The 15,027-nt window shown below is 55.8% G+C and carries 13 protein-coding genes; 6 read left to right on the top strand and 7 right to left on the bottom strand.

What is annotated here, in order from left to right:
* Window positions 1–66: 66 nt before the first annotated feature.
* Together cysI and cysJ are read right to left on the bottom strand one after the other, a co-directional pair.
* Window positions 67–1,779, bottom strand: coding sequence for an assimilatory sulfite reductase (NADPH) hemoprotein subunit (gene cysI, locus WFN87_RS15025; protein ID WP_336983580.1), 1,713 nt, complete (start codon window positions 1,777–1,779; stop codon window positions 67–69).
* The gene (cysJ, locus tag WFN87_RS15020; RefSeq protein ID WP_336983579.1) at window positions 1,779–3,584 is read right to left on the bottom strand and encodes an NADPH-dependent assimilatory sulfite reductase flavoprotein subunit; all 1,806 of its coding nucleotides are present in this window, start codon (window positions 3,582–3,584) and stop codon (window positions 1,779–1,781) included. Before cysJ ends, cysI begins: the two co-directional genes overlap by 1 nt.
* Window positions 3,585–3,886: 302 nt before the next feature.
* Between cysJ and queD the strand changes: the two genes are divergently transcribed.
* The 4 genes from queD (at window position 3,887) to WFN87_RS15000 (ending at window position 6,496) form a co-directional block, all read left to right on the top strand.
* On the top strand, window positions 3,887–4,252 hold the full coding sequence (gene queD, locus WFN87_RS15015) for a 6-carboxytetrahydropterin synthase QueD (protein WP_162473299.1): 366 nt from the start codon (window positions 3,887–3,889) through the stop codon (window positions 4,250–4,252).
* Window positions 4,253–4,363: 111 nt separating this feature from the next.
* A complete protein-coding gene (locus WFN87_RS15010; protein WP_336983578.1) occupies window positions 4,364–5,638 on the top strand; it encodes an FAD-dependent oxidoreductase in 1,275 nt (424 codons plus the stop codon).
* On the top strand, window positions 5,635–5,907 hold the full coding sequence (locus WFN87_RS15005) for a ferredoxin family protein (protein WP_336983577.1): 273 nt from the start codon (window positions 5,635–5,637) through the stop codon (window positions 5,905–5,907). The genes WFN87_RS15010 and WFN87_RS15005 overlap by 4 nt, the downstream gene beginning before the upstream one ends.
* A 13-nt stretch (window positions 5,908–5,920) precedes the next feature.
* On the top strand, window positions 5,921–6,496 hold the full coding sequence (locus WFN87_RS15000) for a glycerol-3-phosphate responsive antiterminator (protein ID WP_008458359.1): 576 nt from the start codon (window positions 5,921–5,923) through the stop codon (window positions 6,494–6,496).
* On the opposite strand, the gene WFN87_RS14995 is transcribed toward WFN87_RS15000, so the two are convergent.
* From WFN87_RS14995 to WFN87_RS14975, 5 genes are all read right to left on the bottom strand, one after another.
* Window positions 6,480–7,346 (bottom strand): electron transfer flavoprotein subunit alpha/FixB family protein, encoded by an 867-nt coding sequence (locus WFN87_RS14995; protein WP_336983576.1) that lies wholly within the window; start codon window positions 7,344–7,346, stop codon window positions 6,480–6,482. The genes WFN87_RS15000 and WFN87_RS14995 overlap by 17 nt on opposite strands.
* The gene (locus tag WFN87_RS14990; protein ID WP_336709410.1) at window positions 7,343–8,122 is read right to left on the bottom strand and encodes an electron transfer flavoprotein subunit beta/FixA family protein; all 780 of its coding nucleotides are present in this window, start codon (window positions 8,120–8,122) and stop codon (window positions 7,343–7,345) included. The genes WFN87_RS14995 and WFN87_RS14990 overlap by 4 nt, the downstream gene beginning before the upstream one ends.
* A complete protein-coding gene (locus WFN87_RS14985; protein ID WP_205246576.1) occupies window positions 8,100–9,455 on the bottom strand; it encodes an MFS transporter in 1,356 nt (451 codons plus the stop codon). The genes WFN87_RS14990 and WFN87_RS14985 overlap by 23 nt, the downstream gene beginning before the upstream one ends.
* 70 nt (window positions 9,456–9,525) lie before the next feature.
* The gene (locus tag WFN87_RS14980) at window positions 9,526–10,980 is read right to left on the bottom strand and encodes an FAD-binding oxidoreductase (protein WP_008458367.1); all 1,455 of its coding nucleotides are present in this window, start codon (window positions 10,978–10,980) and stop codon (window positions 9,526–9,528) included.
* 70 nt (window positions 10,981–11,050) lie between these two features.
* Window positions 11,051–11,836, bottom strand: a complete 786-nt coding sequence (locus WFN87_RS14975) for an SDR family oxidoreductase (RefSeq protein WP_008458368.1) — start codon at window positions 11,834–11,836, stop codon at window positions 11,051–11,053.
* Between the two features lie 349 nt (window positions 11,837–12,185).
* Here WFN87_RS14975 and WFN87_RS14970 point away from each other — a divergent pair, with 349 nt between their 5' ends.
* Together WFN87_RS14970 and WFN87_RS14965 are read left to right on the top strand one after the other, a co-directional pair.
* The gene (locus WFN87_RS14970) at window positions 12,186–13,484 is read left to right on the top strand and encodes an MFS transporter (RefSeq protein ID WP_336983575.1); all 1,299 of its coding nucleotides are present in this window, start codon (window positions 12,186–12,188) and stop codon (window positions 13,482–13,484) included.
* A 26-nt stretch (window positions 13,485–13,510) separates the two neighbouring features.
* Window positions 13,511–14,989 (top strand): FGGY-family carbohydrate kinase, encoded by a 1,479-nt coding sequence (locus tag WFN87_RS14965; protein ID WP_336709405.1) that lies wholly within the window; start codon window positions 13,511–13,513, stop codon window positions 14,987–14,989.
* The last annotated feature ends 38 nt before the right edge of the window (window positions 14,990–15,027 follow it).

Genomic DNA, 15,027 nt, shown 5'->3' with positions numbered 1-15,027 from the left:
AGCCAGGCAATCGTTATGCTAATCCCCTCTCCCCTTTGGGGAGAGGGTTAGGGTGAGGGGAAAAAACTAGTCCCACAAATCCCTGGCCGGATCGAGCACCGGGCGAATAATCCCAGCGCGTACGGTAAAATCACCAAAGCCTTCGTCGGTCTCACGTTCTTTCGCCCAGCGGCCCACCAGCTCATCAATCGAGCTGAGGATCTCCGGCTCGGTGATGTTTTCGCGGTACATGCGCGGAATACGCGTCCCGATACGGTTGCCGCCAATGTGCAGGTTGTAGCGCCCTGGCGCTTTCCCCACGAGGCCAATTTCGGCCAGCATCGCGCGGCCACAGCCGTTCGGGCAGCCGGTAACACGCATCACAATGTGCTCATCCGGCACTTTGTGTTTATCCATCACCTGCTCAACTTTGGTGACAAACTCCGGCAGGAAGCGTTCGGCTTCCGCCATCGCCAGCGGGCAGGTCGGGAACGCCACGCAGGCCATTGAGTTCTCACGCTGCGGCGTAACCGCATTCATCAAGCCAGACTCGGTTGCCAGCTTCTCAATTTTAGCCTTTTCGCTTTCCGGCACACCGGCGACGATCAGGTTCTGGTTTGCCGTCAGGCGGAAATCACCTTTGTGGATCCTGGCTATCTCCAGCAGACCGGTTTTCAGCGGTCGCCCAGGGTAATCCAGGATGCGGCCATTTTCGATAAACAGCGTCAGGTGCCATTTGTCGTCAATGCCCTTCACCCAGCCAATACGATCGCCGCGGCCGGTAAATTCGTATGCGCGGGTTGGCTCAAACTTGATGCCAGCGCGGCGCTCAACCTCCGCCTTAAACACGTCAACGCCAACGCGCTCAAGGGTATATTTGGTTTTAGCATTTTTACGGTCGGTACGGTTTCCCCAGTCGCGCTGGGTTGTCACCACCGCTTCCGCTACCGCCAGAGTATGCTCCAGCGGAATGTAGCCGAATTCGCTTGCCGTGCGGGCATAGGTATTTTTATTCCCGTGCTCGATGGACAAGCCACCGCCGACCAGCAGGTTGAAGCCAACCAGCTTGCCGTTTTCCGCAATCGCGATGAAGTTCATGTCGTTGGCGTGCAGATCCACGTCGTTCTGCGGCGGGATTACTACCGTAGTTTTAAACTTACGCGGCAGATAGGTCGGCCCCAGAATCGGCTCTTCGTCGGTGGTGGCGATTTTTTCTTTGTCCCACCAAATTTCGGCGTAGGCGCGGGTGCGCGGCAGCAGGTGCTCAGAGAGCTTTTTCGCCCATTCGTAGGCTTCCTGATGCAGCTCAGACTCCACCGGGTTAGAGGTACACAGCACGTTACGGTTCACGTCGTTGGCCGTCGCCAGCGCGTCCAGGCCCACCTCGTGCAGCATTTCATGCGCGGGCTTGACGTTCTTCTTCAGAATGCCGTGGAACTGGAACGTCTGGCGGTTGGTCAGACGAATGCTGCCGTAGATAGTCTTATCTTCGGCAAACTTATCAATAGCCTGCCACTGCTGGGTGGTGATAATCCCCCCCGGCAGGCGACAGCGGAGCATCATCGCGTGACGCGGCTCCAGCTTCTGCTCAGCGCGTTCGGCTCGAATATCACGGTCATCCTGCTGATACATGCCGTGGAAGCGGATCAGCAAGAAGTTGTCGCCGTTGAAACCGCCGGTCAGGCCATCCTGCAGATCTTCTTTAATGGTGCCGCGCAGAAAATCGCTGTCGCGCTTCAGGCGTTCGGCGTCGACCAGTTTGCCTTCGACCACCAGAGGGCCAGGGTGTTTTTCACTCATTAGTAGACATCTCGCTGATAACGGCGCTCAACGCGCAGCTCACTTAAAAATTCATCTGCCGCTTCGGTGTCCATGCCACCGTGGACGGCAACCACTTCCAGTAACGCCTGCTCAACGTCCTTCGCCATACGGTTGGCGTCGCCGCAGACGTAAATGTGGGCACCTTCCTGAATCCAGCGCCACAGTTCCGCGCCTTTCTCGCGCAGTTTGTCTTGTACGTATATTTTATGCTGCTGGTCACGGGACCAGGCTAAATCGATGTTCGTCAGCAGGCCGTCTTTGACGTAGCGCTGCCATTCCACCTGATAAAGGAAATCTTCGGTAAAGTGCGGGTTGCCAAAGAACAGCCAGTTCTTACCGCCAGCGCCGTCGCTGTCGCGCTGCTGAATAAAGGCGCGGAACGGGGCGATGCCGGTGCCGGGGCCAATCATAATGACCGGGGTTTCAGGGTTGGCCGGTAAGCGGAAGTTATCGTTATGTTCAATGAACACGCGCACTTCGCCATCTTCCTCAAGGCGGTCTGCCAGGAAACCTGAAGCGCCACCGCTGCGGGCACGGCCTTCGATGTCATAGCGCACCGCGCCCACGGTAATGTGGACTTCGGTTTCAGCTTCCGCCTGCGAAGAGGCAATAGAATAAAGGCGCGGCGTGAGCGGACGCAGCAGGCCAGTCAGCTGTTCAGCCGTCAGTTCTGCCGGGGCGTAGCGCGCCATGTCCACAATCGGCGTGGTCTGTGCGTAATGCTGTAATTTGGCTTTATCGCCCACCAGCTCCAGCAGCGCCGTATTGCGGGTCAGTTGGGCGTAGTTTTCAACGATATTGCCGGTGTTGACCGTCAGCTCGAAGTGCCACTGCAGCGCTTCGCTTAACGGCAGCGTTTTGCCATCGACGGTGACGCTTTCATCGCCTTTCAGCCATAGCAGATCCGTCAGCTCTTTCACCAGCGCCGGATCGTTCTGATACCAGACGCCAAGCGCATCGCCCGGCTGATAGCGCAGGCCGGAGTCGCCAAGATCGATTTCGATATGGCGCACGTCTTTATCGGAGTCACGGCCGGTGATTTTCTGGTTCACCGCAAGCGTGGCGGTCAACGGTGATTCTTTGCTGTAAGGGCTGGTGAAGATTTCGTTGCTCACGCCCGTGGCCGTCGCGGCAGCCTGAGCCGGTGTTTCGGCCGGGACGCGGGATTTCAGCAGTTCAACGATTTGGCTGCGCCATGCCTGGGCCGCAGGCTGGTACTCTACGTCGGTATCAACGCGATCCAACAGGCGCTCGCCGCCTAATTCAGCCAGTTTACTGTCGAAGTCTTTGCCGGACTGGCAGAAGAATTCATACGAGCTGTCACCGAGGCCAAAGACGGCAAACGCGGTGCCGTTCAACTTCGGTGCTTTTTTCGAGAACAGGAATTTGTGCAGGGCCACGGCCTCTTCAGGCGGCTCGCCTTCCCCTTGTGTGGAACTGACGACAATCAGCAGTTTTTCCTGGGCAATTTGTTTGAATTTGTAGTCGCCCGCGTTCACCAGATTGACGTTCAGCTTCGCCGCCAGCAGGTCGTCCCGCAGCTGCTCACTCACGCGGCGTGCGTTGCCGGTCTGCGACGCGGAAATTAGCGTAATCACTGGGACTTCTGCCGCAGGGGCCGGATCCGCCGCGACAGCACCAGGCTGCTGGTTAATCATTCCCCAGAAATAACCGGATAACCAGGCCAGCTGAGTGGTTGAAAAATCAGTGGTCGCCGCCTGAAGGCGTGCCAGCTGGTCCGGCGTTAACGGCAGCAAAGCGCTCGGTGGAACCTGAGAAGTCATACGTATTTAGCTTCCAGTAGCAAAGGGCAAAAAAGGGCTTACAGACTGTAATGAGTCAAGGTTAACCAGCAGGTTATCAACAATTAAAGAAGGGATGGAAATAATAAATAACTAAAACGACTAATCGTTTTTTCAGGTAAATCATAGTGTTAAAAGTGATTACCTAACTACCTGATGAATATAAGATTTCAGCGCATTCACCGCTATTTACACCATGCTGCAGGGCAATGCGCCGTTTAGTTAATGCGAAAAATAGTCCATTCCGCTATCATGCGGCGGTTTTTTGAATTCCAGAGAGTCGAATGATGTCCACCACCCTGTTTAAAGATTTTACCTTCGAAGCCGCCCACCGCCTGCCGCACGTCCCGGAAGGTCACAAATGCGGTCGCCTGCATGGCCACTCCTTTATGGTGCGCCTGGAAATCACCGGCGAGGTAGATCCTTATACCGGCTGGATCATGGACTTCTCCGAGCTGAAAGCCGCGTTTAAGCCAACCTACGATCGCCTCGATCACTATTATCTGAACGATATTCCTGGGCTTGAAAATCCCACCAGCGAAGTGCTGGCGAAATGGATTTGGGATCAGATGAAACCTGTTGTGCCACTGCTAAGCGCGGTGATGATCAAAGAAACCTGCACCGCAGGCTGCGTCTACCGCGGCGAATAAGCTAAAAAAAGTCCGGAAATCACTCCGGACTTTTCCTCTCTGCGTCCCCCATCAAGCTAATTTTCATCCCACTTTGGTAAGCTGCGACGTCGCAACTAAAAGGTGCACGGGATGGCCACTACAGATTTCGATATTATCGTCGTTGGCGCGGGGATCGCAGGCTCCTGCTGCGCGGTAGAGTGCGCGCGCGCCGGGCTAAATGTTCTGCTTGTTGAGCGGGCAGCTCAGCCGGGAGGCAAAAACCTGTCGGGCGGCAGGCTTTACACCGCCGCGTTTGATGCCCTCTTTCCTGATTTTTCTCGCGCCGCCCCACTCGAACGCTGTATCACCCATGAAAAACTCTCCGCGCTGACGGCAGAAACGTCCACGACGTTGAGTTTCCAGCACCCTTCGGCAGCGTCATACAGCGTGCTGCGTGCCCGGCTGGATCCGTGGCTGTTCCAGCAGGCTGAACAAGCGGGCGCGCAGTGCCTGACGGCGACTCAGGTCGATAGCCTGCATGTTGAAAGCGGCGCGGTGAGCGGCGTGGTGATCGAAGGCGAAGTGCTGAGCGCCAAAGCCGTGGTTATCGCCGAAGGGGCCAATACCCTGCTGGCGGAACAGCACAAGCTGTTGCACAAGTTACCCGAGCACAGCGTTGCCGTTGGCGTGAAAGAAGTGCTGGCGCTACCGAAAGAAGATCTCGAGAACCGCTTCTCGCTTGAAGGTAACGCCGGTGCCGCCTGGCTGTTCACCGGCGGCATCTGCGGTGAACAGCCTGCGGGCGGGTTCCTCTATACCAATCTCGATACGCTGTCTGTCGGCATAGTCTGCCCGCTCTCTTCAATTCGGGCTGCCTCTACTTCACTTCCCGATCTGCTGGAAAACTTCAAGCAGCACCCGACGCTGCGCCCGCTTCTGCGCCGTGCCGAGCTGGTGGAATACGGCGCGCATCTGATTCCTGAATGTGGCCTGAACGGGCTTCCCGAGCGCCTGGCCGGCCCCGGCTATTTGCTTGTGGGCGACAGCGCCCGTTTCTGTATCAATACCGGTTTCACCGTGCGCGGCATGGATTTGGCGGCGCTTTCGGCAAAAGCGGCGGCGCAAACGCTGATTCAAGCGCTACAAGAAAATATCAGTGTCGATCTTCATCAGGCGTACCGCCACCAGTTGGCGTGCACTTCGCTGTGGGCGGTGCTGGAGCGCTATCGCAAAATGCCTGATTTTTTACAAACGCCGGGGCTGTTTCAGGACTATCCGCACCTGCTGGCTGAGCTGCAGCGTGATATCTTTAATCCCCAGTATTCACCGCCGCCACGACTCAGCAGCCTGCTGTGGAAACATGCCCGCAAAACGGGTATTTCCAGACTGGTTAAAGACATTTTTCGCGGAGGGCGCAGCCTGTGAACCTGCATGAGAAACTGGCCAGGAACGCCTGGCAACCTGCGGAGAAACCACACATTGTCCCCGCAGATAATCCCGATATCGAACAGCTTACTCTGCTGGTACGAGCCTGCCCCGCCGGGCTATACCGACAGAAAGAAGACGGCAGCCTGCACATTGATACCACCGGCTGCCTGGAGTGCGGCACCTGCCGCCTGCTGTGCGACGAACAAACCCTCAGCCGCTGGCGCTACCCGCCCGCAGGCTGCGGCGTCCAATTACGCTTTGGTTAATGGAGTCCAAGCTGTGTCCCTGATGTCCCTACTCAAGCAACACCCGCTGATTGCAGCGGTAAAAGATAACCAGAGCCTGCAGCTGGCGCTGGAATCCGACTGCCAGGTAATTTCCGTACTGTACGGCAATATCTGCACCATTACCGGCATCGTGCAGCAAATTAAGAAGGCGAATAAATACGCGCTGGTGCACGTCGATTTACTGGAAGGGACATCGAATAAAGAGATTGTGATTAACTTTCTGAAACTGGTGACCCAGGCCGACGGCGTGATCAGCACCAAAGCGCCAATGGTGAAAGCGGCCAGGGCGCAGGGGTTCTTTGCCATTCACCGGCTGTTTATCGTCGATTCCATCTCTTACCACAACATCGATAAACAGGTGGCCCAGTCGAACCCGGACTGCATCGAGATCCTGCCGGGATGTATGCCGAAAGTGATGAAATGGGTCACAGAAAAAATCGACCTGCCGGTGATTGCCGGTGGCCTGGTGTGCGACGCGGAGGACGCCAACAACGCACTCAGCGCCGGGGCGTTGGCTATCTCCACCACCAATACCGGCGTCTGGCAGTTGGCTAAATATCTTCCCTGACACAGGTTTGCAGCTCGGTTAGTACCGGCAGCAGGTCATCGACGATCCCCACATCGGCGTGGCGGAAAATCGCCGCCTGCGGATCGTTGTTGATGGCAACAATGAACCGGCTGTGAGCAATACCGCTGATAAAGGCCGGTGCGCCGGAGACACCTGCCGCAATACAAACGTCTGCGGCAACCTGGGTACCGGACATCCCCAGCAGTTTGTCCATGCTGCACCAGGCGTGCATCACCGCTTCGCGGCTGGCGCCGGTTTCCATGCCCAGCCCGCAGGCAATCTTCTCTACCTGCGCCATGGCTAGAGGGCTGCCAACTCCCCGCCCCACCGCCAGCACAAGCCTGGCATCGGCCAGGCCGGATTCGGCTTCATCGGCAATTGCCCCGGATTCAAGCAGCCAGGCGGGCTTCTGTGCTGCCACGGGAATCGGTACATACTCGATCTCCGGCTGCCAGGTTTTGGCTCCCGGCGCGGCGACTACGCTCAGGCACCAGGGCTTATTGTGCAGTTGAAGCTCAGCCACCAGCGCGCCGCCATAGGCGTTTTTGCGCACCACCTGCCGGGCAAAATCCGCGTCGTTAATCGCGCTCCACGCCTCCCCTTGCAGCCGGTGAGCCAGCCGGGTGGCAAGCTCCGCGCCCTGCCAGCCAGAAGGGAATAACAGCATGTCTACTGGGGCAGGCACGAAATGGGTATACAACCCCTCCAGCAGCGGCTCGCTGAGTTCACTCTCCGGCAGCAGCCAGGCTTCGACATGTTCTGGTGCCATTTCACTGCACGCAATGAAATGCCCTATCTCACTGAGCGCCGACGCTTGCCTCGCTTCAGGCAGAACCAGGGCAATTTTCATGATTTCATCCTTTTACGTAGCCAGTCGCGGTAGAGGCTGCGGACCTTTTCGCGCACATCGCTGCCCTGAATGATTAAGCCGCCGCGCTGCCGCTGAGGGTGATCCAGCCCGACCAGAGGAGAGAATGCCTCCTCATGACCAGGGACTTTCACAGGCAAGACCTCAACGTCCGAAGCTTTCACCGCCAGCTTTTGTCGCAGGCCAGGCGTTCTCAGGCAGTAATCTCCACGGCTTTCAATCATCAGCACCGCAGGCAGCCGCACGGTCAGGCTGCGTTTTCCTGCGCCGTGCCGCTGTTTCAGGCAAAGCTGCTGCCGTTCAGCATCGAGCGTGAAATCATAGACCTGAGTGAAACACGGCCAGCCCAGCTGTTCGGCGAGGTAAAACCCCATCTGGCCGCTGTTACCTTCGGCGCTGCGTGAGCCCATGACCACCAGAGATTGAGAATGTTGCTGCTGCCATGCGGCCAGCAAGGCAGCCACTGAGGCGGGAGAAAAAGTCAGCTCGTCATCCGGCTGCAGCCGAACGGCTCGCAGGAACCCCAGCGCTTTGAACTGGCGAAGAAAGCTGTCCGCACGCTCGTGACCAATGCTTAAGGCGGTAAGGTTTAAGCCTTCAGCCTGACGCAGCAGTATCTCCGCGGCAGCAGCCTCATCTTCTCCCAGACAAGGGCGCGTTATCGAGGTGTCCAGGCTGCCCTGTCCGGCGGTCAGCCAGTCTTTTTCCGCCAGCATGGCGAGGTCTGGCTCGGCCTTAAAGGCTAACAGAATGTTCATGATTCACCCCCGGCGGCTGCTCTTTATTCCCGGACGCGGCCACAAGGCTCATGTTTCGCGTTTCCGGCGCCCAGAAGACGGAAACCAGCAGGCCCAGCATCAGAACCGCGCTCAGCAACAGCATGGTGTTTTGCACCCCGAAGGAGACCAGCGCCACCGGCAGCAGTCCGGTGCTAATTGCCGAACCCAGGCGGCTCATCGACGTCGCAAACCCTACGCCCAGCGAGCGAATATCCGTCGGGAAACTCTCAGCGGGGAGAACGCCGACCAGGTTGCTGACCGCCGAAATGGTCAGCGTAAAAACAAAGAACAGCAGCAGGATGAGGGTGCCGTGTTGTTCCGGCACCAGCGCCAGTGCGGTAAGGCTGAAGAACAGCACCAGAAAACCGCCGATCAGGAAGCCGCGTCTTGAGCAGCGGTGGGTCAGCACCAGGCCCGCGATCGCGCCCACCACCAGCACCACATTCAGCAACAGGCTGGCGGTCAGGCCATCCTGCATACCCAGCAGCCCGGTAATGGACGGCAGCCAGGTATAAATCGCAAACCACGGGATCACCAGGCAAACAAAGAACAGGCTATTAAACGCGGTACGCCGCCAGTATTGCCCGGAAAACAACGTGCGGAGATGGCGGGAAGTTGGCACCGCAATCTCATCGCTAATAACAACATGTTCGCCGAAGCAGCGGCGCACAATCTGATGCGCTTCGGACACCCGCCCCTGGCGAAGCAACCAACGAGGAGATTCCGGGGTGCCCCAGCGCAAGACAGTGATTAACAACGCAGGTAACGCGGCCGACGCCAGCAGCCAGCGCCAGGCTTCCGGCCCGCTCTCCACTAGCTGATGCCCAATGAGGCTCGCCAGCACATAACCCAGCGTCCAGACCACGCTAAAAGCGCCGAGCAGCACACCACGATGTTTGCGCGGGGCAAATTCGGCCAACATGGTGTGGCCCACGGAGTAGTCGCCGCCCAGCCCGATGCCAATCAGCACCCGCAGCAGAATCAACTGCTCTACGTTACTAACGAAAAATTGTAAAAAGGAGGCCAGTGTGATGAGCACGAAGCTGAAGTTAAAGATTTTCTGACGACCAATATGATCGGAGATCCAGCCCAGCACCAAGCTGCCCAGAAACAGCCCAAACAGCGCCGAGCCGCCCACTAATCCTTCCTGAAGCGGCGTCAGGCTCATTTGCGGCGCAATCATCACCAGCGCAAAGCCAATTACGCCGAGCACGTAGCCGTCCGTCAAGTGAGCGCCGAAGGTCAGCCCGGCAATGCGTAAATGAAAGCGATTAAGCGGCAGGTCATCCATACGAACCGGTTCGGCGTGCATACTGATTCCTTTGTCGATCCGTAAATGAAGAGGTCGGCTCCTGAGAGCCGACCCGTGCGGTTATGTGCGATTATTTTTCAATCGGCCAAATCGTGCCGGTGTTCATGATGCCGTTCGGATCGTACTGATCTTTCAGGCCCTGCATGATTGGCCAGGCGGTACCGTGCTCCAGCCTGGACCAGTGCACGCGGTGCTTGCCGATCCCGTGGTGGTGCACCATCGAGCCGCCGAGGCGAATCGTCTCTTCCACGATGATTTTGTTCAGCGGATTGTGGTACTTGTCGATCTCCTCTTCCGGCTTGCAACCCACCACGTTGTAGTCGTACACGAAGTACATGTTGGTGCCGTTGATGTAGCTGTGGGAAGAGTGGCCGCCCAGCATAGTGATATCACCCGCATGTGGGAACTCGTTGCGAATGCGCTCGATCACATTGTGGTAAATCTCATTAATGCAGCTCCAGCTGCCAGAAACTTCCGTGGTAAAGCCCATGTTGCCGGTTTTCAGGATCTGCACACGTTCGGCGGCCACTTTGTCTGGCCCCCAGTTCAGGTTGTTGAACCAGGTTTCGATGAGCTTGCTGTCCACTTTCTTGCATTCCGGGTGGCGGGCAACAATTTCTTCGATGCCCGCGCCGGTCGCTTCAGCCAGGCGCTTAGAGCCTTCTGCCATAAAGATCAGCACGCATTTGCCGTCGGCAAAATGGGTGAAGTGCTGGGTGCCATCTTCGGCGTCATACAGGCGGGCAATCGACGGACGGTAGCCTTCCACCATCACTTCACGCAGGATGTTGAACCCGGTCTTCATGTTGTCGAGGATGTAGCCGTAGAACAGGTTGTTTTCCGGCATGTACTTGAAGATTTTTACCGTTACTTCGGTGATGTAGCAGAGCGCCCCTTCGTTGCCGATGATCACGTGGCGAATGTCCGGGCCAGCGGCACGGCGCGGCACGTTTTTAATGCGAGTGATGCTACCGTCCGGGAATACGGCTTCCAGACCAACCACCATGTCCTCAATCGCCCCGTACAGGGTTGAGAACTGGCCGATGCTGCGGGTTGCCACAAGGCCGCCCATTTGTGCCAGCGGTTTGGACTGCGGCGAGTGGCCGGTGGTGTAGCCTTTTTCACGCAGGGCATCTTCCAGCACTTCCAGCGGCACGCCGCACTGGGCGGTGGCCTGCATGTTTTCAATGTCGATATCGACAATCTTGTTCAGCCCGGAGCCATCCAGCACCACGGAGTTTTTCACCACCGCTTCCAGGCCGCCTTCCGTTGCGGAAGCGCCGGTTCGCGGGATACAGGTGATGTGGTTGCTGTTCAGAAACGCCAGTACGCTGGAGACTTGCTCAGTGTTCTGCAGTTTCACTACCGCGGCCGGCAGCGGCTGAGTGTACACGCCATGAATATCCGCATATTTTCTGAACCGGTCGATACTGTTTTTCTGTAATACTTTTTCATCGGTAATAACCTGCTGCGGACCAACGATTTCTTTTAATTGATCCACAATTGCTTCGCGAGATAAAGACATGACAACTCCTTCCTGACAAATAAGGGAATACGGATATAAATAAGAGAAAGCAGGAACCACCCTGCGAAAACTACCTGACTAAATAACCACCATCAACGACTAACAAATGGCCATTAACATAATCTGAAGCACGGCTGGATAAATAAACCATTGCCCCCATAAGATCCTGCGTTTCACCCCAGCGGTTGGCTGGAATATGATCCAGTACGCGCTTGTTGGTTTCCGGATTTTTACGCGTTTCGGTAGTAATATCGGTGGCATAATAACCAGGCGCAATACCGTTCACCTGAATATTATATTGGCCTAATTCATCGCAATACGCTTTCGTTAAACCGGCCAGCGCGTGTTTTGTGGCGGAATAAGCCGGAGACCATTGGCCGCCAAGATAAGAAAATAGCGAACAGATATTAATAATTTTTCCGTGCTTTTGCGGAATCATCACTTTGGCCGCCTCGTGACTTAATTCGAACGCCGCGGTCAGGTTGATGTTGATCATCGGGTCCCAGTCGGCGCGGCCGAAATCCAGCACCTTGTTGAGCTTACAGATCCCGGCGTTGTTGACCAGAATATCCACCGAACCAAAGGTTTCCAGGCACTGGGCGATGACCTGAGCCGGGGCACCTTTCTCCGTGATATCCACGGTCATAAACGCCACTTTTACGCCTTGTTGTTCAATTAGTTGACGCGTTTCGCCTTTCTCTTCCACCACCGTTGGAATAAACACATTCGCGCCAGCCTTAGCCAGCGCCATGGCGAAGGCCTGCCCCAGCCCGCTGTTACCGCCGGTGACAATCGCCGTCTTCCCCTTGAGCGAGAAGAAGTCCAGTGAGAATTCGTTGAGTGCGCTGAGCGACATGATGAACTCCTTAAATTTTTTAAACGCAAAAAAAATGAGAAAAGCAAGCTCCCCCCGAAAGGGAAGTTACTTTTCTCATCGTCTCTAGTAACTGACTAAAATAAGTATCACAGCGGTGGGGGCATGTTGTGTGATCAATATCACAACTCATTAACAAGAGGGTTCTATCGCTAAATTATTCGCCGTGAAAACCAATATCGTGATATTTCTCACACTAAAAAAACACGCTGCATGTTAATAATCTCCGCAATTACTAGAGCCCATGAGAAAAGTAATCAGCCCTTAAAAGGGGATTGGTTACTTTTCTCTTTTTTTTGTCTTTAACAATCCTGATTACTGAGAGCACACCATGCGTGATTCAAATTTTCGTCGCTGGCTAACGCTGGCAATAATAAGTATCAGTGGTGGTGTAAGTTTTGACCTTGCTTATTTAAGGTATATTTACCAAATCCCCATGGCAAAATTCATGGGGTTTAGCAATACCGAAATAGGCTTAATTATGAGTACTTTCGGAATAACCGCAATTATCCTTTATGCGCCGAGTGGAATTATTGCTGATAAATTCTCTCACCGCGTAATGATGACGCTGGCGATGATTGCCACCGGCCTGTTGGGGATTGTGATGGCGTTCTATCCGCCGCTGTGGGTAATGATCGTCATTCAGGTCGCCTTCGCCGTGACCACCATCCTGATGCTGTGGTCGGTCTCCATTAAGGCGGCTTCCCTGCTGGGGGATCATAGCGAGCAGGGAAAAATTATGGGCTGGATGGAAGGCCTGCGCGGCGTCGGCGTGATGGCGCTGGCGGTATTCACCATGTGGGTGTTTTCGCGCTTTGCGCCGGAAGATGCCAACAGCCTTAAAGCCGTTATTCTTATCTACAGCGGCGTTTATATTGCGCTTGGCGTGCTGTGTTGGTTCTTTGTCAGCGACGGCTTTACCGGCCGCACAGAAGGTGCTCAGGCAGCCAAAAAACCGGCCTTCCAGCTCAAAGATATTCTGTCCGTTTTACGGATAAGTACCACCTGGTACTGCAGTATGGTGATCTTCGGGGTTTACACCATTTATGCCATCCTGAGCTATTCCACCAACTATCTGACCGAGATGTACGGCATGTCGCTGGTGGCCGCCAGCTACATGGGCATCGTGATCAATAAAATCTTCCGCGCCTTTTGCGGCCCGCTGGGCGGCATTATTACGACCTACAGCAGAATTAAATCGCCCACTCGCGTGGTGCAGTTGCTCTCTATTGTTGGCGCAGTCGCACTGGTAGCGCTGCTGGCGACCAACGCCAATCCTCAGTCCGTTGCGATGGGCATTGGGCTTATTTTACTGCTGGGGTTCACCTGTTACGCCTCACGCGGGTTGTACTGGGCCTGCCCCGGCGAAGCGAGAACGCCGCCCTATATTATGGGAACCACCGTGGGTATCTGTTCGGTCATCGGCTTCTTGCCGGACGTATTCGTATACCCGCTTGTCGGCCACTGGCAGGACACCCTGCCCGCAGAAGAAGCCTACCGCAACATGTGGCTGATGGGATTAGCCGCACTGTGCATGGTCATCGTGTTTGCCTTTTTGCTGATTCGCAAAATTCGCGCCGCCGACATCGCACTGGAAAAATTGGCATCGCTGGCCGCAACGGGCGAGTGATGAGGGAAAATTGAAGGAGAAAGGCAATGTCGAAGCAATACATCATTGGGATTGATGGTGGAAGCCAGAGTACAAAAGTCGTGATGTACGATCTGGCAGGTAATATCGTCTGCGAAGGCAAGGGGCTGCTGCAGCCGATGTACACGCCGGACGCGGATACCGCCGAACACCCTGACGACGATCTGTGGGACTCGCTGTGCCGCGCCGGGCAGGATTTAATGAGCCACTTCACAGGAGACATAAGTGCGATAGTTGGGATTGGCCTCGGCTCCATACGCTGCTGTCGCGCCTTATTAAAGGCCGACGGCACCCCAGCTGCGCCGCTGATCAGCTGGCAGGATGCCCGCGTCACCCGCCCCTACGAGCACACAAATCCTGATGTGGCCTGGGTGACTTCATTCTCGGGTTACCTGTCCCATCGCTTAACCGGCGAGTTCAAAGACAATATCGCCAACTATTTTGGCCAGTGGCCGGTGGACTACAAAACGTGGTCATGGAGCGACGACGGCGAAGTGCTGAAGAAATTTAATATTCCACGCACCATGCTGTTTGATGTTCAGATGCCGGGCACGGTCATTGGCCATCTCACAGAAAACGCAGCGAAGGCTACGGGCTTCCCGGCCGGATTACCGGTCGTTTGTACCACCAGCGATAAGCCGGTTGAAGCGCTTGGGGCCGGGCTGCTGGATGATGAAACGGCGGTGATTTCTCTCGGCACCTATATCGCGCTGATGATGAACGGCAAAGCGCTGCCAAAAGCCCCCGTGGCCTACTGGCCCATTATGTCGTCTGTGCCTGAAACGCTGTTGTATGAGGGCTACGGCATCCGCAAAGGAATGTGGACGGTAAGCTGGCTGCGCGACATGCTGGGCGAGTCATTGATTCAGGATGCCAAAGCGCAGAATCTTTCCCCGGAAGGGTTATTGAACAAGAAAGCCGCGCTGGTGCCGCCGGGCTGTAACGGCTTAATGACCGTGCTGGACTGGCTGACCAATCCCTGGGAACCGTTTAAGCGTGGGATCATGATAGGTTTTGATTCCAGCATGGACTACGCGTGGATTTACCGCTCGATCCTCGAAAGCATCGCCCTGACGCTGAAAAACAACTACGACAATATGTGCCATGAGATGGACCACTTTGCCAAACATGTGATCATCACTGGCGGCGGCTCCAACAGCGACCTGTTTATGCAGATCTTTGCCGACGTGTTTAACCTGCCGGTCAGGCGTAACGCGATCAACGGCTGCGCAAGTCTGGGTGCGGCAATCAACACCGCCGTCGGGCTGGGGCTGTATACCAGCTATGAAACCGCCGTCGAAAAAATGGTGCGGGTCAAAGACGTGTTTATGCCCGTTGAAAGCAACGCTAAACGCTATGAGGCGCTAAACAAAGGCATTTTCAGGGAGTTAACGCAGCACACTGACGTTATTCTGAAAAAATCGTATCAGGTGATGCACGGCGAGTTAGATAACACGGACTCGATTCAAAGCTGGTCCAACGCTTAACTAGCGGTTTACGCCGGGTGTGATGGCTACACCCGGCT

It is taken from the genome of Cedecea sp. AS113, assembly GCF_037152415.1.
Lineage (GTDB): Bacteria > Pseudomonadota > Gammaproteobacteria > Enterobacterales > Enterobacteriaceae > Cedecea.
This window is presented reverse-complemented; position numbering and strand designations above follow the sequence as displayed.